Genomic DNA, 19907 nt, shown 5'->3' on the forward strand with positions numbered 1-19907 from the left:
ACCCACGCAAGTGTGTCTTACCTTCTATTATACCTTATTTCTTTTAAGAATACAGAACCCTTCTGAAAGGCAAAGTAAAAATCACTGACAGCTTGGTCAGTGATTTAATTTCATTTTTCATCTTGATAGGGATAACCCAAATGCTCATAAGCTCTTCTTGTTGCCTGACGTCCTTGTTTTGTACGCATCAAAAATCCCTTTTGTATCAAGTAGGGCTCATACATATCTTCTACAGTTTCACGATCCTCAGCAATATTAACCGCTAGAGTGCCTAAACCGACTGGCCCCCCATGATACATCTCAATCATGGTTTTCAAAATTTTCTGGTCGATATAATCAAGCCCAGCACTGTCTACATCAAGTATTGTCAAAGCCTTATCGGTGATGGCTTTATCGACACGACCATCCCCCATGATTTGAGCAAAGTCACGGACCCTCTTCAACAGGCGATTGGCGATACGCGGGGTGCCACGACTCCTTAACGCAATCTCCAAGGCCGCCCCTTCAACCACTTCGACTTCAAAAATATCTGCTGTACGCTTAACGATTTCTTCCAAATCTTCTTCTTGATAGTATTCCATATGGGCTGATATTCCAAAGCGTGCACGCAAAGGATTAGAAAGCATACCTGCCCTTGTAGTTGCCCCGACTAAAGTGAAGGGCGGAAGCTCCAAGTGGACCGAGCGCGACCCATCTCCTGAGCCTAGCATAATATCAATGTAAAAGTCTTCCATAGCACTATATAAGATTTCCTCAACTTGCATAGGCATGCGGTGGATTTCATCAATAAAAAGAACATCTCCTGGTTCCAATTCATTCAAAATTGCTACCAAATCACCTGGCTTTTCAATCGCTGGTCCAGCCGTTTGCTTGATGTTAACCCCCAGCTCATTGGCAATAACAAAAGCCATCGTCGTCTTCCCTAAACCAGGAGGACCAAAGAGCAAGACATGATCCAGCACCTCTTCTCTCATTTTAGCTGCTTTGATAAAAATTTCTAGCTGTTCTTTAACTTTATTTTGACCAATATATTGATTGAAGTACTGAGGGCGAAGAGATTTCTCCAACCCAGCCTCATCCTCCATTGGTTCCTTATTTAAAATATCATTCATCTTATGTTTATTATAGCAAGTTATTCTGACAAAGGCGATAAAAAGCTTATGAAAAACAACAATAAGAACTTATTACTTCATCATTAATTTCAAAGCCGCTTTGATATAAGCTTCGCTGGTCATGACGCCTTCTTGAGCGAGTTTCTTCTCAATCTTCTTCAATTCGGTTACCTTGTAACCAAGCGCTTGTAAGGCTTCCATTGCCTCTTCAAGTGCCAGATTACCTGTAGAATCGTTATCAAGCAAAGAGAGTCCCACGGCCTCATTGGCTTCAAATTTACCAGCTAAATCGAGGACCATTTGCATTGCCGTCTTTTTACCGACTCCCGGGAATTTTGTCAGATACTTGATGTCGCTATTATCTATTGCGTTTATCAACCCTTCATTATCACTTGCCGCAATAATGGCGAGGGCAGACTTTGGTCCAATACCCGATACGCTAATCAGGCGCAAAAAAAGCAACTTTTCAGCTTCGTTGACAAAACCATACAGCGTATGTGCATCTTCTCTAATCACCTGATGAACAAAAATCTTGACTTCGGTCTGCAATAAACTTGACCAAGCATAGGGATTAGCCACGCTAACAAGGTAGCCAACTCCTCCCAAATCCACTACAATATTAGTGGGGGAGATTTTAACGAGTTTTCCATTTAGATATTCAAACATATTTTATTTTTCTCATTTATTTTAATATTAAAAGTTACTGACAGCTCTGTCATTAACTTTTTGAGGGACACTTACTCAAAATCTTTCCAGCTTGCAGCTTTGGAGCGATGCGTTTCCTGAATACGCCGAAACATTTTTTGAACATCGTCTGTTGAAAAGTGGACGATGGTAGGGCGGCCGTGGGCGCAACTGTACGGATTTTGACACTTTGCCAAGTCACTTAATAAAGCACGGGCTGACACGGCATCTAACGGATGATTGGCCTTAATTGAACTTTTACAAGCCACCATTGCTGCAAGATCGTGCCGGTACTTCTTCAACGAAAAATCCTGGTGAGAGATGAGAATTGCCATCATTTCATTAATCGTTTCTTCCAGCTCGTTTTCTTTTAGCCAGACCGGGTGTTCCCGGAGAATAAATTGTTGTTCCCCATAAGTTTCTAAATAAATCCCTGCTTCGTGCAAAATAGCCTTGTGTTCATCAACGAGTAAAAATTCATTTTTAGGTAAAGTAAAGAGGTAGGGGGCGAGCAAGACTTGTTGCTCCATGCTAACCTCTCCAATCTTATCGCGCCAATACTCATACTTTATGCGTTCTTGAGCTGCATGCTGATCGACAAGATAGAGCCCTTCAGGGGCTTGACAAAGCAGATAGGTCGCATGAAGTTGCGCCAAATAATCGAGCTGAGGAAATTGAGCGCTGCTTTGTGAAGCGGCAACCGACGCCGCTTGTTCATTGCTTTCCTCCTCCTTTGCTAACGCATCGGACCCTTGATCGACTGATAAAGAAGGACTGACCACTTGGTCAGTGAGATTGGTGTCAACTTTTGGCTTAGCAACAAAGGTAGCTTCCTCATTCACATAGAAATCCTGCCGAATCTTATCATAATGAAGTGGCGCATTCTGTAAAGGAAGTTCCGTTTGAATCGCTGATGAGCTTGGAGTTTGTTTTTTCTGCCCTTGCAAATTCTCTAGAGCTTCAGGGATAAGCACACCTTGCGAAAGTGCGGTATCAATTGCCCCTGTGATCAATCGCATCAATTCACGCTCTTTAGACAAACGAACTTCCTGCTTCGTCGGATGAACATTCACGTCAGCCAGATGAGGATCAATTTGAATGGACAAAACAGCAATCGGAAAGCGTCCCACCATTAAGCGATTGCCATAGCCTTCTAAAATTGCTCGATTCAATAAGAAGTTTTTTATAAAACGACCATTAATCAGGAGAGTAATATAATTGCGATTGGCTCGGCTTAACTCTGGTAGGCTCACATATCCCGTTAGCTCAAAATCCAAGTCTTCTCCCTGAATCTGCCTCATTTTTTTGGCTGTGGCTATACCATAGATGGAGGCAATTACTTGGCGTAAATCTCCGTTTCCGGCAGTTTTTAAATATTCACGTCCTTCATTAATCAAAGTAAAGGAAATCTCAGGATGTGCCAAACTCAAACGGTTGAGGATATCAGTGATATGAGACAATTCTGCTTGAAGTGATTTAATGTATTTAAGGCGTGCAGGTGTATTATAAAAAAGATCTGCCACTACAATTTTTGTACCAACTCTTTGAGCAAGAGGTTCAATACTTTCAATTACACCTCCCTTAGCAAACAACTTCGTTCCCGAATTTTCCTTAGCATTACTGGTTTCTAGGGTTAGCAGGCTGACCGAAGCGATGGACGGAAGTGCCTCTCCTCGGAAACCAAGCGTCCGTATCCGAAATAAGTCCGACGCTGTTTTAATTTTACTAGTGGCGTGACGACGTAAAGCCAATGCTACGTCCTCTTTTTCCAAACCCGATCCGTTATCTGTTACCTCAATCTTTTTGAGCCCTGCTTCTTCAATGCTCACAATGATTTTGGTGCTACCAGCATCAATTGAATTTTCTACTAATTCTTTGACCACACTGGCTGGACGTTCTACAACCTCACCAGCCGCGATTTGGTTGGCGAGTGCTTCATTTAGTTCTACAATTTTTCCCACAAAATCCTCGCTCTCTTCCTACATGAAAATTAATACTAATTATAACACAAAAAGCGGTCGTCCCGCTTTTGATTTTTTACTCAATAGTTGCTAAAGCTATTGTAATTTTGATTAAATTGATCTTCAATAAAATGCATGTTATTGAAAAGGACCATCGCTATAACAGAAAAGAGAAGAATCACTAAAAGCAAGGCAGCAATCCCAACGATGAAAGCAATTAAACCTGCACGGTTCCAACCATCCATAATTTTCCGAAATTCTTCTTCATCACGGTAGTGATTGCTTCTGTTCTCAAGTGCCCATTTTTCTCCATTAAAGCCATACACAATCATCCAAACAATAGCAAAAATCCAACCAATCCAAGGAATCAGACCGATAAGAATCAGCAAACCAAGATAGGCCCGATTCGCAATCCCAAACCACATGGTAAAAGAGAAAGCACCCCAGTTCCACTTAGGTTTAATGCCTGTATTTGCGAATGCTGAAGAATTGGGCAGATCCGCATAAGGAACTGCTTGAGTAGTGGCAGTATCTTGTTGTGAAGTTCCTCGCTCTTCACTTTGCTTCTGCGAAATGAATGGGTCCACAGTTTCAGGCTGGGTCGTTACAGGTCGGTCAGGCATGATTTCTGGTTGGGGGTTCGGTACCTCGGGGATTGTCTGGGGTTGGGGCACCTCCGGACCTGGAGCCGGTTCAGGTTTGGGATGAGGAATCTCTGGCTCAGGGCTAACTTCTGGGGCTTCTGGGGACGGAACGAGCGTTGGCTCTGGAACTGGCATTTCAGGACCTACTTCTGGCTCTTTAGGTGTGTTATCAGGGTGCTGTGGGTTTTCTTTTTCCATACTGTACCTCCTTAGGTGCTCTGCAGTGAAACGTGGGCTTTATGCTTATTATAACCTTTTTCTCTCCTTATTTTAACAATTCAAGCTGGGATTTCAAAATTATACGTGCAATCTCCCCTCACAAAGCATCCTTTAACTCCCATAAGAAGTTTAGAGCCTCCCGTGCGGTCATATTATCTACATTCAGGTCTTTAAGTTTATCGATGATTTCCGAATAATTTTCATCGATGTCAAAAAGGCTAAGTTGTTCCTCTTGCGCTTCTACTTTTTTTGCAGGTAAAGGTTTATTTTCCAATTTTTGGAGAATTAAATCGGCACGCTCAAGCAAATCACTAGGAAGCCCTGCAATTTTAGCAACATGAATCCCATAAGATTTATCAGCTGGCCCTTCTGTAATTTTATGCAAGAAGGTAACATTACCATTTTGTTCCAAGGTGGCGACGTGGACATTATCCAGATGTTCCAAGGTTTGATCCAGTTCTGTGAGTTCATGGTAATGTGTTGCAAAAAGCGTTTTTGCCCCAATATGCTCATGCACATACTCGATAATTGCTTGGGCGAGGGCCATCCCATCATAGGTTGCCGTTCCGCGCCCCAATTCATCAAAAATAATCAAGCTTCGACTTGTCGCCTTCTGAATCGCATGATTGGCCTCTGACATTTCGACCATAAATGTTGACTCACCGGAAATCAAATTATCACTTGCGCCGATACGAGTGAAGATGGCATCAAAAATAGGAAGAGCCGCACTTTCGGCAGGCACAAAAGAACCAATTTGAGCCATGATGACCGTTAAAGCAAATTGACGCATATAAGTTGACTTCCCAGACATATTAGGCCCTGTGATCAATTGAATATCCGTTTGTTCTGGTAGTGCGATGTCATTTGGCACATATTCTTGAGCACCCATGACCGCTTCAACGACAGCGTGACGGCCAGCTTTTATCTCAACGTGCCTAGAATTTTCAGTGAGAACAGGCCGGACATAGCCTTGCTTTTCAGCAACGACGGCGAGACTTTGTAGGCAATCTATTTCAGCAATGGTCTTAGCTAAAGCTTGGAGCCTCGAGATATACTGCTCCGTTTGATCCCTTACACTCATAAAAAGTTCGTATTCAAGTATGCTAGATTTCTCCCGAGCTTCTAACATAATTTCTTCGATTTCCGTTAACTCTTGTGAGCCGAAGCGCTCAGAATTTTTAAGCGTTGCTTTACGGAAAAAATGCTCAGGTACGCTATCCAGTTGGCTCTGAGTAATGTGAAAATAATAGCCATCTTTGCGATTATAATCAATCCGTAAAGTGGAAATCCCCGTACGTGCTTTTTCAGTAGCCTCTAACTGAGCAATCCAAGAGGTGCCATTTTCTAAGGCTTCCCGGTATTTATCTAATTGAGGATTATAACCCGTTTTAATGATACCACCCTCGGTAATGGTTCGAGAAGCTTCTTCACTGATTGACTGATGGATTAAATCCGCAAGCTCTGGAAGGGCATCTAAACGTTCTATAAGTTGCTTCATCTGTTCTTGCGGTAGCAACTCCAAGATATTTTTTATTGCAGGAACATTTGATAACGAATGTGCAAGCTGTAAAAAATCAACGGGGAGAGCTTTCCCAAATGATACACGCGAAGCTAAACGTTCTAAATCATAGACCCCTTTTAGTGCTTCAATCAAATCGGAACGTTCAAAGAAATGATCCAAAAAGAGCTGTACGATTGCCATCCGTTTAGCTATGGCTACTTCAGAAATCAAAGGGCGCTCAATCCATGTGCGTAACATTCTGGTTCCCATGGCCGTCTTCGTCTCATCTAATAACCAATAGAGCGTGCCATGCTTTTTATTTTCTCGTTTATTCACTGTCAACTCCAGAGAAGTTTTAGTGGCAAAATCCATCTGCAAAAAGTCTTTAATCTCGTAATGCTCAACCTCTTGTAAATGGCTCAAGTCTCTCATTTGTGTACGCTTGACGTAAGCTAACAGCTTCAAAGCTACCTGTTCTTCAATGGCAGAGAGGTCCCCATGCTCCATCTGGAGTGTTTCAGGTAGGTCAAGTTGCTCCGAGAGCAGCAAATTCATTTGCTTATCCAAAATCTTTTTCTGGGACTCATCTAATAAAAATCCGATGACCACTTCACGCGCTTTGAGTGAGGCAATTTCGCCCACTACTGCAGAAAAATCTTGCAAGACCGTTACCTTAAATTCGCCTGTGGACAAATCCATATATGACAGGGCAAAACGCTGTTCTTGCTGCTCAATAGCAACTAGGAAATTATTGTCCACAGCATTCGCATGATCAATCGTTGTACCAGGTGTGATGACCTGTGTCACAGCACGTTTCACGATTCCTACCGCTTTTTTAGGGTCCTCCATTTGCTCCGCAACTGCTACTTTGTAACCCAAATTAACGAGTTTATCGATGTATTCAGTTGCGGCGTGATGAGGGACGCCTGCCATTGGTATGGGCTGTGCAGAATTCTTATTGCGAGAGGTCAGCGTCAGCTCTAAGATTTGCGCGGCATTAACTGCATCCTCATAGAAAAGTTCATAAAAATCGCCCATCCGAAAGAGCAAAAAAGCATCTGGATAATCTTTTTTGATATCCAAGTACTGTTGCATTCCTGGTGATATTTTCTCAGCCATTTCTCTCTCTTTTCTCGTTATTTTTCACTGACCAAGTGGTCAGTAATTGCTTTATAAGTTTTTATTACTGACAGGCTGGTCAGTAAGCACTTTACTCATCCGTTTTTAAAAGACTATTCACTTTTTCCTCAATTTGACCGGTTACATACTGAACTAAATCATTAACATTTTCCAATTTCATCGCATAATCTTCCACGATAGGATGATGTTTAATTTTTTTTTCCAGCTTTTGTGCCGCCTGAGCAGTCTCTTTATAAGCCTGACTTTTTCCTATTTTTTGGTAGAGGGTAGCCTCTTTTTGTAATTGTTTCATTTCTTCTTGGGTTTCAAAAAGTTCCTTCTCAGCCATCAAATGGGTTTCTGCTTTTTGAAAGTCCTGAACATAGTCTAACGTTTTTATTTTATGGACCAGACGCTCTACCTGACGGTCATATTCCTGCTTAATATCCGTCAGCTCTGACGATGGCTTTACCTCTTTTTTACTATTCATCATTAAATCCTCATGACTTCTCCGCTTAATTATAACATTTTTTGACCAATCCATCAGTAGCCTTACGATAAAGGAATTAGCACTCTCTGTATTGAAGTGCTAATTTTTGAGCTTTTTTCTTGAAAGTTTGACCAATACTGACTATAATAGAAGTGTAGGGTTAAGAGATAACCCAAAGGATAACTGGAGTTTCACCCCAACAAAACACTAATCGTACTGCTTTTTTGGCGGTAGAACTCCCATCTTTATTATTAGAGGAGGTATTACAATGTCAAACGATTTGATGAACAATCAAAACAATTGGATGGATTTTGGAGATGATTTCTTTAATCATTTCGGTCGAAATTTCTTCAAAAATGGCTTTAGTTTTCCTGCTTCTAACCGTCAAATGACGATGAAAACAGATGTTTCCGAATCAGATACGGCTTACAGCGTCAAAATTGATTTGCCTGGCTTAAAGAAAGAAAATATTGCGATAGAATACGAGAACGGTATACTGAGTGTATCTGGTAAACAAGAAAAAGCCAATGAAGAAAAGAATGAGGATGGTGAAATCATCCACAGCGAACGCTACTATGGCTCTTATAGTCGTTCTTACCATTTGCCAAATGTTGAGCGCGATCACATCACAGCCAAGTATGACGGTGGTGTCCTGACGCTCAACTTACCAAAATCGTCCTCCACACAAAGCACGCATCGGATTGAGATTCAATGATGACGTCTTTTAAATGAAAAAGTTACTGATAGAGCTGTCAGTAACTTTTTTGCTTATTTTGGAAGATGTCCTTGATCCCACCACAGTTTAATCAAAGCTTGCGTTCCATCATTTTCAAAGCCTTTGTCAGCGAGCTGATCGTAAAGCTTCTTAGCTTGAGCAGTGGCTGGAAGTTCCAGCCCCATCTTTTGCGCTTCAGCAAGGGCAATTCCTAAATCTTTGATGAAATGTTTAACAAAAAATCCTGCACTGTAATCTTCGCGTAAAATGCGCGGTGCATAATTGGCAAGTGACCATGTGGCACCAGAACCGCCACCGACTGTTGTTAATACTTTTTCCAAGTCTAGTCCTGCTTTTTGAGCATAGACAAGTAGCTCTGTCATCCCCGTCATTGTTCCTGCAATACAAATTTGATTAGCCATTTTAGTGTGCTGACCACTCCCCGCGGGACCTTGGAGCGTAATGGTTTTCCCCATTGCTTCAAACAGCGGATAAGCCTTATCATAAGTAGTCTCATCTCCACCCACCATAATGGTTAAAGTAGCTTTTTTAGCTCCTAAATCCCCACCAGAAACAGGCGCATCAAGCGCACTTGCCTCTTTTTTAGCAGCTTCTGTGTAAATCTCTTTAGCCAAAGTAGGTTCAGTCGTAGTCATATCAATCAGCACCTTACCCGAAAGCTCATTTTGAAAAATGCCCTCCGTCCCAAAGTAAACTTCTCGTACATCCTTCGGATATCCTACAATTGTAATTACGAAATCAGCTTTTTCAGCTGCCAATTTTGGACTTTGTGCATAGCTCGCTCCACGTGCTACTAAGTCATCTGTTTTCGATTTTGTTCGGTTATAGACAATTAAGTCATGACCAGCATCCATCAGATGCCCTGCCATTGCAGCTCCCATCACGCCTGTACCTATAAATGCGATTTTTGCCATATCTGTTCCTTCTTTCCTCGCTTAATTTTGAATATCACGTCGTTTTCTTGCCTTAGGTCCCCGCAAACGTTTAATTTTTCGATTGCGGTAATCCTCAAGCTGATACGTTTTTAATAATTTTTCAATCGCCCCACGGGACTGACCAGTCATGGCTCCTATACTCGATAAGGAACGCAGTGGCTGCTCATCAATGAGGGCTTGCAATGCTTCTTTCGTTAGTCTTTGCAAACTTTTATATCCCTTCTTATTTATACAAAAAACAGTTGGCACCCAGCCAACCGTCCCTTTGTGTTTTTGATGGGGAAGAAGGGATTTGAACCCTCACGCTCTTTCGAGCACATGCACCTGAAGCATGCGTGTCTGCCATTCCACCACTTCCCCAATATTTTATATGATAACAGTTTCATTATAAAAATGCAAGCTTGAGATTGGCCTATGCCTTAAGGCAAAAGCCCTAAAAATAAAAAAGAAACACCCCATCCAAAGAGGTGTTTCTTTTTTATTTAGGCTCCACCGTGACCAATAATCATGGCAACTAATAAAATAACCAGAACTAAGGTCGTGATTGCTACATACAGTTTATCCCCTTCTCTTGCAAAAGAAAAGATGGAGGCCACGACACGCAAAACTGGAGTTAAAATCAATAAAAATAAACCCGTCATTAACCACGCCAAAGCTTTAAAACCGACCAAGCCAGATAAGATAGCGTCAAAGCGCACAGGCCACTCGCCCGTTGCATACCCGGAATGCCCCGTCAATACAAACATGAGAATTCCAACAATAATTACCGCAGAGCTCACAAATACACCCGCCCGCAGTATTTTACCGATGTTGCGCTCAATTTTCAAGAGTTCTTCTTTAGTCATTTCTTCATTTTTCATCAGAAAGTTACCCCCAATCCTTTAAGCAACATTTGTAACGCCATAATTAAAATGACAGGAATAAAGATGATACGAATCGTTTTCGCAGGTAATTTCGGCATAATTTTAGAACCTAATGCGGCTCCCCCGACGATACCAATGGCGAGTGGACCTGCTAAAGTAGGATCCACATAACCATTAAAGAAATAAACCGTCGCAGAAGCTGCAGCTGTTACCCCAATCATCAAATTTGACGTTGCCGTGGAAGCTTTTAGAGGCATTTTCATCATGGAATCCATCGCCATGACCTTAAATACACCCGAACCGATTCCTAGTAAACCAGAAGCCACCCCAGCGCCTAGCATAACACCAGCACCTGCTGGAACTTTTTCTACTTGATAAGGCACTTCCTTACCAAGCTGTTTATCATAATAGCTGGAATTTAATTTCAATTTTTCAGCCACTTTATCTGCTTGCGCATTTTGAAGGACTTCTTCACCTTTATGCAATTTCTTCCACATATTATAACCTTGAAAGACTAAAAGACAGCCAAAGAGGATATTCAAGATGGTTGCATCAAAGAAGCCTGCTAAGATGGCTCCCACAAGCCCACCAATAGTGGTAAAAATTTCTAAGAACATGGCGGCGCGCACATTGATCATATCATCTTTCAGATAAGAAATGGCCGCCCCCGAACTTGTTGCAATGACTGCTACGATACTTGCACCAATTGCATATTTTATATCAACTCCAAAAAAAGTTGTAATAATCGGTGTGATAATGATTCCACCGCCTAACCCTAAAATAGAGCCAAAAACTCCTGCCACGAAGCCTAAAAGCAACATGCAGAGTGTAAAAGCTAATAAAGACATATTTTCTCCAATCTTTCTCTATTTTATCAAAAACTTCTCAAAGCTGCACTTCAACTGACAGCTCCATCAGTAAGTCAAAATCTTTTGCTCATTTTTCACCCTTGTTTTATGATATAATTTTAAATAAGATTAGTGTTTCACAAAGCAGTGTGAAACCCCTTTGGGAGGTTGAAATGAACAGAAAAGAATTAGAGCAGCGCCTGCGCCAAGAGCTCGCGCTTCCATATTACAATGCTAAAATTGCTGAGCGAGACTACAGTGAGTCTGAATTTCAAGAAATGAAAGCTCAACTTCAGGCAGATATTGAACAATATGCGCGGGATTACGTCAATGAAAGTAATGCCAATGGCTAAAAAGTTTACTGACCAGCCTGTCAGTGACCTTTTGCAATCCCCCCCTTTCTGTAAGTGACCGATGTTCTTACAGTTTGCTTTAATAAACCCCTAATTTCATAAGGAATATAGAAACAGGAAATCGTTATGACTGAACAAAAACAAGCTCTTTTCACTATTTTTGGTGCTACTGGTGATCTTGCAAAACGCAAGCTCTACCCTTCACTTTTTCGTCTCTTTAAAAAAGGAGAACTTGCCGATAACTTTGCCGTAATTGGTACGGCAAGACGCCCTTGGACGGACGAGTACTATCGCGGTGTAGTTTTAGATTCGATCAAAGACCTCATGCGTTCAAAAACTGAGGCTGAAGCCTTTGCCGCTCATTTCTACTACCAAAGCCATGATGTCGGTGATAGTTCTCATTATGTTAACTTAAAAGAGCTCGGTGAAAAATTACGTCACACCTACAAAACAGCGGGCAATCAAGTCTTTTTCTTGGCCATGGCTCCTCAATTTTTTGGAACCATCGCTGAACATCTTAAATCTGAACATATATTAACTGGAGAAGGTTTTGAACGGATTGTCATTGAAAAACCTTTTGGAACAAGTTATGATACTGCAAAAGCGCTCAACGACAGTCTCTCTAAAGTCTTTACAGAAGAACAAATTTTCCGTATCGATCACTATCTAGGAAAAGAAATGATTCAAGCGGTCTCTGCTGTTCGTTTTGCCAATCCAATTTTTGAATCTGTCTGGAACAATGAACATATTGATAATGTTCAAATCACTTTCGCTGAATTTATCGGAGTCGAAGACCGCGGAGGCTATTATGAAACCTCAGGGGCTTTGAAAGATATGATCCAAAACCACGTCTTACAAGTCCTCAGCCTCATCGCCATGGAACGTCCTGCAAAATTTGATGAATCACATATTGTTGAAGAAAAGGTCAAAGCCCTCAAGGCCATGCGCCAGTATACAGCAGAGGAAGCCTTAGAAAACTTCGTTCGCGGACAATATAGCGCTGGTTATTTCGATGGAGAAACCTATCGTGGCTACCGCCAAGAAGATTCCGTCGCATCCGATAGTCAGACCGAAACCTTTGCTGCTGGGAAGTTTGTAATTGACAATGAACGCTGGGCTGGCGTACCTTTCTATGTCCGCTCAGGTAAGCGGATGACTGAAAAAGGAACGCGGATTAACATTGTCTTTAAGAAAGATCCCGACAATCTTTTTGCAGGTAACTGCGATGATGAGCAAAGCCCAAATATCTTGACTATTTACATCCAGCCCACAGAAGGCTTCTCCCTTTCAGTGAATGGTAAAGCTGCAGGACAAGGGTTCCATCTTGAACCTTTCCGCTTGAATTTCAGACATGACAGCGAATTTCTCGGCAATTCACCCGAAGCCTACGAAAAACTCTTCTTAGATGTTCTCAACGGAGATGGCACGAACTTCTCACATTGGGAAGAAGCGGCTCGTGCGTGGGAATTAATTGACGTCATTCGACAAGCATGGGATAATCAAACGAGTGAGATTCCAACTTACCCAGCTCGCACAATGGGACCAGCCAATGCTTTTGAGCTTCTTGCTAAAGACGGAAGAGAATGGGCTTGGCAACCTGATCTCTGGTATCGAGAACGCGGTTATTACGAAAAATAAAAAATAATTTTAAAACCCGCCAAAAGGCAGGTTTTTTTATTTCTCCACAAAGTTTTACACAGTTTTCCACAACTTTGTGGAAAGACTTCACAATTCTGTGGAAAACTTTCCACTTTATCCTTACTAATTACCTCTATTATGAGAATATACCTGTGGATTTTATTTTCCACAATAAAAAACTTTCGATTTTTCTAAAGGCTAGTTTTCCACTCAGGTTGTCCATAACGCTCGATCAATTTCTTCCACATTCGACGTTCCCGCCAACGATTTACTTTAGTGCTCCAAGCATCCGATTCGACTAAGGGGCGTACCAAAATACTCCTTATCCCCGCGCGGTGAGCGGCTCGAATATCGGTCATCAATTGGTCTCCAACCATGACGACATGCTCTGGCTTTTCGCCTGAACGCTTCAAAGCTTTTTTTATTCCCCAAGAAAAAGGCTTGAGCGCTCTCCAAATATAATCCACGCCAAATTTTTCAACAGCTCGCGCCACACGAGTTCGCTTATTATTAGAAACTACAATAACACGAATACCGTTTACACGCATTTCTGAAAGCCAGACCAAAAGTTCTGGCGTTCCGTCGGGATTATCCCAAGCAATCAATGTGTTATCTAAATCAACGAGGACCACTCGGATTCCTAGCTCTTTTAAGCGCTCCGGTTCCAATTGGTAAACAGCTTCCACTAAAAAGTCAGGCTTATAATTATCAATTTTCATGCCCTTATTATACCAAAAACTCACCAAAAAACCTTTATTATTCCCCAGAAGTTACTGACAGCCCTGTCAGTAACTTCTCACTTGACTACATTCAAAAACCTACTAACCACTTTTTCAATATACAAAAAAGACCTTTTTGAGGCCTTTTTGTTATTTAAATTTATCAAAGAAACCTTTTTTCCCTGAGCCTGAAACTTCAATCCCACTCGCTTTAGCAAAAGCTTGTAAGGCTTCTTTTTGAGCATTGTTGAGATTTTTGGGTGTGACGATATCAATAATAACATACTGATCACCATTTCCAGAACCGCGCAATTTAGGAGCACCTTTCCCTTTCAAGCGGAAATTAGCACCCGTTTGAGTCCCTGCAGGAATCTTCAACTTCACATTTCCGTGCACAGTAGGAACTTCAACTTCATCACCTAAAGCTGCTTGAACAAAGTTCATTGGCATCTTGTAGTAGATTTCTGAGCCATCACGCTCAAATTTATCTGAGGCTTCTACTTGGAAAACCACATACAAATCACCATAAGGACCCCCGTTTACACCGGCATCACCTTGTCCTTGTAAACGCATCTTTTGACCCGTTTCGACACCAGCTGGCACAGTTACTTTAACAGTGTGTGCTACTTTTTCGTGTCCAGAACCATGACAAGTGGTACATTTTTCTTTAATCTCTTTACCTGTACCATGACAGACATCACAAGTCGTTTGAGTTTGCATCCGACCTAAGGGTGTATCACGTACCACATTGATTTGTCCACGCCCGCCACACTTATGACAAGTTTCGGGATGAGTACCTGCTTTAGCTCCTGAACCACCACAGGTGTGGCAAAGCTCTTCACGGTTATACTTAACTTGCTTTTCCACACCAAAGATCGCCTCTTCGAATTTTAAGTTAATCCGATATTGCAAATCATCACCTTGACGTGGGGCGTTAGGATTAACTTGTCCACCCCCGCCGCCAAAGAAGCTAGAGAAAATATCTTCAAATCCACCAAATCCGCCTGAACTTCCGAAGCCAGAAAATCCACCTGAGCCGCCAAATCCGCCACCGCCGAAGCCGCCGTTGGCTCCAGCTTCACCATATTGGTCATAAGCGGCACGTTTTTGCTCATCTGATAATGTTTCGTAAGCCTCTTGAACTTCTTTGTATTTTTCCTCAGCACCTGGTTCTTTATTTAAATCAGGGTGATATTTTTTTGACATTTTGCGATATGCTTTTTTTATTTCGTCTTGACTAGCATTTTTATCTACCCCTAGACGTTCATAATATTCAGTATTATTCATCTCTAAACGATACACTTCCTTTCCTTGATCCATTTTTCAATAGCACTATTTTACCATGTTTTTTGACTTTTGGCAAAAAAATTAGCACTCTTTTTACTAGAGTGCTAATTTCACTTCAAAAACTCTATAGCAAATTGATTTGTCCCTGTATAGATAGAAGCTACTGTAGCTTCAGACAGCCAATATTTCCCTTTAATCGGATCATTCACATGGAATTCACCTTTACTAGCATCATAGCCATCTAAGAGTACAGCATGTGTATTTGTCACTACCCGATGGCCATAGTAGTTAGTATAAGTAATATTTGGTGTGGCAAAATCAATCGTAACCCACATTTCGACGAGATGTTCTTTCAGCACTGCTGCCTTAATCTCATCCATACTTTTTCCCGATAAATCGATAACCGATACACCATTTTGCTGTGCAAAAGCCATTAAAGCTGTAGGCCAAATCGTAGGAAAACCACCATCTGGAATCTCGTTATCGGGAGTCCACGGATTTCCAGCATAACCACTGTTAGGGTCTCCCCCCCAACCTACTAGAGTTAACTCATCAATCAAGTCCTCGGCTGATTTCCCATGTGTTTGACCCAAATAAACTAAAGCATTATAAAGCGAAACAGTCTCACAACCTTGATAGGCTCCGATTTTTATTTGATTGACATCCCCAGTATCCATCAATACATAATCTTCTCGACCTTTGCTATCTGACTTTGAAGTTATTTTAGAAGCGGGTGTAACGGAAGTCTCATCTTTTTGAAAATGGTGAACAACCGCCCAGACTAAGAAGCACAGAACAGAAATAACAAAAAGGGCAAAAAGGAGATTTTTCTTTTTCAGACGTCTTTTCTTTTTATTTATCATCTTCTAAATCTTTTTTTCCCATCATCACTAAAGTTCGATGTATTGTTTCGGCCTGTGCATCAATGATATTGAACTCTTTAGTCAAATCATAAGCGTCATAAAGTACAGAGAGTTCCGTACAACCTAAAATCGTTACTTCACAATCCATCTCAGAAGCAACATCAGATAAAATTTCATGATAGAGCTCAAAATTGAGATTTTTATTCTCTTTAACTTCTTGGTAAATCAATCGATTAACTTTTTCTTGGAGTACATCACTTGGACTAACTGCCTCATAACCATGTGCTTTTAACTCTTCACGGTAAACCCCTGTCAGAATTGTCCCTTCAGTAGCCAGCACAGCTACTCTTTTCGCCTCAGGATAATGAGTTGCTATAGCTTCGACAGCTATCCTTGGCATATGGAGAATAGGAATTTCGGTTGCCTTTTCAAGCTCCGAAAAATAATAGTGAGCCGTATTACAAGGAATGACAAAAAACTTTGGAGCTAAACGACTTTGCAATTTGATATCATCAATCAGTTTCAATTCTGGATTTTCTAAAGAGGAATCTTTAATATAAGCTGTCCGGTCAGGAATCGTAGCATGATTGACAACAATATAATTCAAATAATCCTGATCGCGATGGGCTTCGGTCCGTTGGTTCAGTGTATGAATAAAACTCTCTGTCGCTAGAGTTCCCATTCCACCCAAGATTGTAAAGAAGTTTTCCATTGTCTCCCCCTGTCCTTCTTAGTGTTATTCTTTTATGTTAAACATTATTTTCGGAAGTAAGTTTTAAAGGCCCCAATATACCGATGAAAAGCATATTTCATCAAAAGATAACGTTTTGGCGATTTATCTTTTGAATAGAACAAGGTCGTCCCATAATTTCCTGATTGGATATAATTTTGGATTTCATCTTTAAAAGTTGGATTAACATATTGGAGCAAGACTTTTTTCGGTACCCCCAACCACAACTTAGAACCCTTTCCGTAAACAGTCTTGGTAAAAGGTTGATCAAAAACACGATCTTCCACTAGATATTGTGCTAAATTATAGCCATTTAAGGTCACGTAAAACGAACTCCGTCCTTGACGCAAATTAATTTCAAAGAGACGGTAAGACCCGTCTCGAGGGTCATATTTCATATCAAAATTGGCAAAACCAGTATAACCTATCTTTTCCAAAAAAACTTGAATTTGTTGATAAACTGCTTCATTATAATCTGGTAATATTCCAACATAGTTACCAATAGCCTTAGGACTTGGGTCCTCCAATAAAGGGTGTCCTAAACACATCATTCGAACTTTATGATTCTTATCGACATAAGCATTGAGAACACGCATATTTTCGTCACCACCAGGTATGAAATCCTGAATGATCATTTCATCAGGGTAACCTGCTTCGTAACAACGATGAAGCATAAGCTTCATCTCTTCACTATCCTTGATGGTGAAGGCTTTCTTTTGCCCTTCAAAATGAACTTCTAAATAGGAGATAGAATTTCCTGGTTTTAGAATCATTGGATAAGGGAAAGTCAAAGCATCGACCAATTCATCAATATCGGACTCTGGCGTAACGAGGACCGTTTTGGGATAAGGTAAACCATATTGCTCACAAATGTTATAAAAATCAGGTTTATTTTCTAATTGTTGATAGAGCGAATAGTCAATATAAGGAACTTCGAAAAACTTAGACAGTTCTTGCCGATGTTTAGAAGCTAATAAAGCATAACCATCCCCACAAGCCACCAATAGATATTTTTTTTGATCTGATTGATGTTGCTCAGCAAAATTTCTGAGGACTTCAAGGAACGTTTCCTCATGATCAAAGTTGGGGTGACTTCTGACCTCTACAATTTTCGAATATTTAGTGGGTGCTAGTTCAGACGCACTTAGCGCAATAGAGGTTATCCCAAAAGCCTCATGGAACGAGCGCGCCATCCCATAAACATTAATATCCGATCCTAAAAGAATCGGTTGAAACTCAATAGCATTCGACACAATAAACTCCTCTAAAAATTAACCACTGCAGGTTTTTCACCATTATGAATAAAGTAAACATCATACCAAGTTAAGAATGAATAAACCGTCCAAAGTTTACGACGCGCATCATTTTTACCAGCAAAATTATCATCCAGCATCTTTAAGAGTTGTTCTTGATCAAAAAACTCTGCTACAAATTCTTGTTCAAAAAGTTGACGGACCACTTTATAGTATTTTTCTTCTCTTAACCAATCTTTAATTGGTACAGGGAACCCGAGTTTTTTACGATTTGACCACTCTTCTGGTAGATGACGACGCGCAGCTTGACGAAAGGCATATTTAGTATTGTTTTCATTCAAAAGATATTTTGAAGGAATTTGCTCTGCCGTATGCATCAACTCAATATCCAATAACGGAACACGCAACTCAAGGGAGTGAGCCATAGCCATTTTGTCTGCTTTAAGCAGGATATCACCAGGCATCCATTGATGCATATCCAAATACTGCATCTTGCGTAATTCAGAACCTTCAGGTGCCTTTTTGTAGGTTTTGCCAACAATTTCTTTCACTGAAGGCGCAGCTTTAAAATCATCTTTTAGAAGTTCAACGGATTCTGATTCATCAAATACTTTGGCTTGACCGATAAAAAAGTCTTCTGCTGGCGCAAGTGAACGATAAAGATGTGTTTGTCCTTTAAAGTGTTTGTTCTTGATGCCACGAGCGATCGAAAAGCGCATCGATTTTGGTAGTTTTTTCAAGCCTTGTGCCACAACGCGTACAGCTTTCGAGTTTGTATTGAAGCCATAAGCCTCATAACCAGCAAAAAGTTCATCAGCCCCCTCACCGGACATGACAACACGTACGTCACGGGCTGCAAGCTCTGCCAAGAAGAACAACGGTACGCAAGAAGGATTTGAATCCGGTTCATCCAAATAATATTGGATTTGAGGGAAATGTTTAAAAGCTTCATCTCCATGAATTTCACGAGAAGTATTGTTCAAACCAATCATGTCGGTCAACTGTTTAGCTTGTTTAGATTCATTAAAAGTCCCTTGCCCAAAACCAATCGAGTAAGTATGTTCAGGACGTAATGTAGAAGCTACATAACTTGAATCTACCCCGCTGGACACAAATGCCCCGACTTCGACATCAGCAAATTTATGCGCTTCAACAGAATCTAGAACAGTCTTATCAATCAAATCAATAGATTCATCTAAACTAATATTTTTTTCATCTACCTTCATGTCCCAATACGGTTGAATATCCAAAACCCCCTCTTTATAGGTGAAGTAATGCCCCTCTTTAATCCGGTAAACACCTTTAAAAAAGGTTTCATCAAGCGCTGAATATTGGAAGGTCATATAAGGCTTGAGCGCTTCCTTGTTCAATTCTTTTTTGAAATTAGGATGTTTCAAGAAGCTCTTTATTTCAGAACCGTACATAAAAGTACCATTCATTTGGGCATAATAAAGTGGTTTGATACCAAAATGATCACGGGCACCAAATAATTCTTGTTTTTCTCTATCCCAAATGACAAAAGCAAACATCCCACGCAATTTTTGAAGTAACTCTACGCCATATTCTTCGTAACCGTGCAAAAGCACTTCCGTATCTGCATGCGTTGAAAAATCGTGTCCTTTAGCTAAGAGATCTTCACGCAACTCGCGGAAATTATAAATTTCACCATTAAAGGTTATTAATTTAGTTTTATCTTCATTAAAGATGGGTTGGTCCCCACCCTCTAGGTCAATAATACTTAGGCGTCGGAAACCTATCGCCGCGCCTTCATCAATAAATTCACCAGAACTACTAGGTCCTCGGTGGACAATCGTATTCATCATTTCTTCCAAAGTTTTTGCTTTATTTCCTTGATCCATATGATCAATAAAGCCAACAATTCCACACATTGATCTCTATCCCCTTATAAAATTTTCCCTTTTATTATACCATAATAATAAAAAATGATTTGA

General features: G+C 40.8%; 19 protein-coding genes and 1 tRNA gene. 3 read left to right on the top strand and 17 right to left on the bottom strand.

Going from position 1 to position 19907, the window contains the following annotated elements:
* Nucleotides 1–110 precede the first annotated feature (110 nt).
* The 6 genes from ruvB to JW886_RS00735 all read right to left on the bottom strand — a co-directional run bounded on the left by ruvB (nt 111) and on the right by JW886_RS00735 (nt 7733).
* Nucleotides 111–1112: a Holliday junction branch migration DNA helicase RuvB gene (ruvB, locus tag JW886_RS00710; RefSeq protein ID WP_205872055.1), complete on the bottom strand. Its 1002-nt coding sequence runs from the start codon at nt 1110–1112 to the stop codon at nt 111–113.
* Nucleotides 1113–1184: 72 nt separating this feature from the next.
* Nucleotides 1185–1778: a Holliday junction branch migration protein RuvA gene (ruvA, locus tag JW886_RS00715; protein ID WP_200407755.1), complete on the bottom strand. Its 594-nt coding sequence runs from the start codon at nt 1776–1778 to the stop codon at nt 1185–1187.
* Nucleotides 1779–1849: 71 nt separating this feature from the next.
* Entirely contained in the window at nt 1850–3757 is a 1908-nt protein-coding gene (mutL, locus tag JW886_RS00720; RefSeq protein ID WP_205872056.1) for a DNA mismatch repair endonuclease MutL, read from the bottom strand.
* A gap of 80 nt (nt 3758–3837) precedes the next feature.
* A complete protein-coding gene (locus JW886_RS09815; RefSeq protein WP_075525994.1) occupies nt 3838–4599 on the bottom strand; it encodes a hypothetical protein in 762 nt (253 codons plus the stop codon).
* 118 nt (nt 4600–4717) lie between these two features.
* Nucleotides 4718–7240 (bottom strand): DNA mismatch repair protein MutS, encoded by a 2523-nt coding sequence (gene mutS, locus JW886_RS00730; RefSeq protein WP_205872057.1) that lies wholly within the window; start codon nt 7238–7240, stop codon nt 4718–4720.
* Nucleotides 7241–7331: 91 nt separating this feature from the next.
* On the bottom strand, nt 7332–7733 hold the full coding sequence (locus tag JW886_RS00735; RefSeq protein ID WP_241003776.1) for a YlbF family regulator: 402 nt from the start codon (nt 7731–7733) through the stop codon (nt 7332–7334).
* A gap of 265 nt (nt 7734–7998) precedes the next feature.
* On the opposite strand from JW886_RS00735, the gene JW886_RS00740 reads away from it, so the two are divergent.
* Complete coding sequence (locus tag JW886_RS00740) at nt 7999–8445, top strand: Hsp20/alpha crystallin family protein (protein WP_205872058.1); 447 nt, start codon at nt 7999–8001, stop codon at nt 8443–8445.
* Nucleotides 8446–8498: 53 nt separating this feature from the next.
* On the opposite strand, the gene JW886_RS00745 is transcribed toward JW886_RS00740, so the two are convergent.
* The 5 genes from JW886_RS00745 to JW886_RS00765 form a co-directional block, all read right to left on the bottom strand.
* The gene (locus JW886_RS00745; RefSeq protein ID WP_205271899.1) at nt 8499–9380 is read right to left on the bottom strand and encodes an NAD(P)-dependent oxidoreductase; all 882 of its coding nucleotides are present in this window, start codon (nt 9378–9380) and stop codon (nt 8499–8501) included.
* A gap of 21 nt (nt 9381–9401) precedes the next feature.
* Nucleotides 9402–9608: a hypothetical protein gene (locus tag JW886_RS00750; RefSeq protein ID WP_075526027.1), complete on the bottom strand. Its 207-nt coding sequence runs from the start codon at nt 9606–9608 to the stop codon at nt 9402–9404.
* A 70-nt stretch (nt 9609–9678) separates the two neighbouring features.
* Nucleotides 9679–9761: transfer RNA gene (locus JW886_RS00755), tRNA-Leu, on the bottom strand.
* 122 nt (nt 9762–9883) lie between these two features.
* Entirely contained in the window at nt 9884–10261 is a 378-nt protein-coding gene (locus JW886_RS00760; protein WP_082272343.1) for a DUF1634 domain-containing protein, read from the bottom strand.
* Nucleotides 10261–11112, bottom strand: a complete 852-nt coding sequence (locus JW886_RS00765; RefSeq protein ID WP_075525998.1) for a sulfite exporter TauE/SafE family protein — start codon at nt 11110–11112, stop codon at nt 10261–10263. Before JW886_RS00765 ends, JW886_RS00760 begins: the two co-directional genes overlap by 1 nt.
* 173 nt (nt 11113–11285) lie before the next feature.
* On the opposite strand from JW886_RS00765, the gene JW886_RS00770 reads away from it, so the two are divergent.
* Nucleotides 11286–11465 (top strand): hypothetical protein, encoded by a 180-nt coding sequence (locus tag JW886_RS00770; RefSeq protein WP_075525999.1) that lies wholly within the window; start codon nt 11286–11288, stop codon nt 11463–11465.
* Between the two features lie 126 nt (nt 11466–11591).
* Nucleotides 11592–13103, top strand: coding sequence for a glucose-6-phosphate dehydrogenase (zwf, locus tag JW886_RS00775; protein WP_205872059.1), 1512 nt, complete (start codon nt 11592–11594; stop codon nt 13101–13103).
* A gap of 191 nt (nt 13104–13294) precedes the next feature.
* Here the strand turns inward: zwf and JW886_RS00780 are convergent, their stop codons facing one another.
* The 6 genes from JW886_RS00780 to asnB all read right to left on the bottom strand — a co-directional run bounded on the left by JW886_RS00780 (nt 13295) and on the right by asnB (nt 19844).
* Nucleotides 13295–13822: a YqeG family HAD IIIA-type phosphatase gene (locus tag JW886_RS00780; RefSeq protein ID WP_075526001.1), complete on the bottom strand. Its 528-nt coding sequence runs from the start codon at nt 13820–13822 to the stop codon at nt 13295–13297.
* 150 nt (nt 13823–13972) lie between these two features.
* Nucleotides 13973–15109: a molecular chaperone DnaJ gene (dnaJ, locus tag JW886_RS00785; RefSeq protein ID WP_075526002.1), complete on the bottom strand. Its 1137-nt coding sequence runs from the start codon at nt 15107–15109 to the stop codon at nt 13973–13975.
* Between the two features lie 110 nt (nt 15110–15219).
* Complete coding sequence (locus JW886_RS00790) at nt 15220–15972, bottom strand: C39 family peptidase (RefSeq protein WP_075526003.1); 753 nt, start codon at nt 15970–15972, stop codon at nt 15220–15222.
* The gene (locus tag JW886_RS00795) at nt 15962–16684 is read right to left on the bottom strand and encodes an amino acid racemase (protein ID WP_075526004.1); all 723 of its coding nucleotides are present in this window, start codon (nt 16682–16684) and stop codon (nt 15962–15964) included. The genes JW886_RS00790 and JW886_RS00795 overlap by 11 nt, the downstream gene beginning before the upstream one ends.
* Before the next feature lie 44 nt (nt 16685–16728).
* Nucleotides 16729–17955, bottom strand: coding sequence for a carboxylate--amine ligase (locus JW886_RS00800; RefSeq protein ID WP_205872060.1), 1227 nt, complete (start codon nt 17953–17955; stop codon nt 16729–16731).
* 11 nt (nt 17956–17966) lie between these two features.
* A complete protein-coding gene (gene asnB, locus JW886_RS00805; protein WP_205271895.1) occupies nt 17967–19844 on the bottom strand; it encodes an asparagine synthase (glutamine-hydrolyzing) in 1878 nt (625 codons plus the stop codon).
* Between the last annotated feature and the right edge of the window lie 63 nt (nt 19845–19907).

The sequence above is a fragment of the Lactococcus taiwanensis genome (assembly GCF_017068355.1).
Taxonomy (GTDB): Bacteria; Bacillota; Bacilli; order Lactobacillales; family Streptococcaceae; genus Lactococcus; species Lactococcus taiwanensis.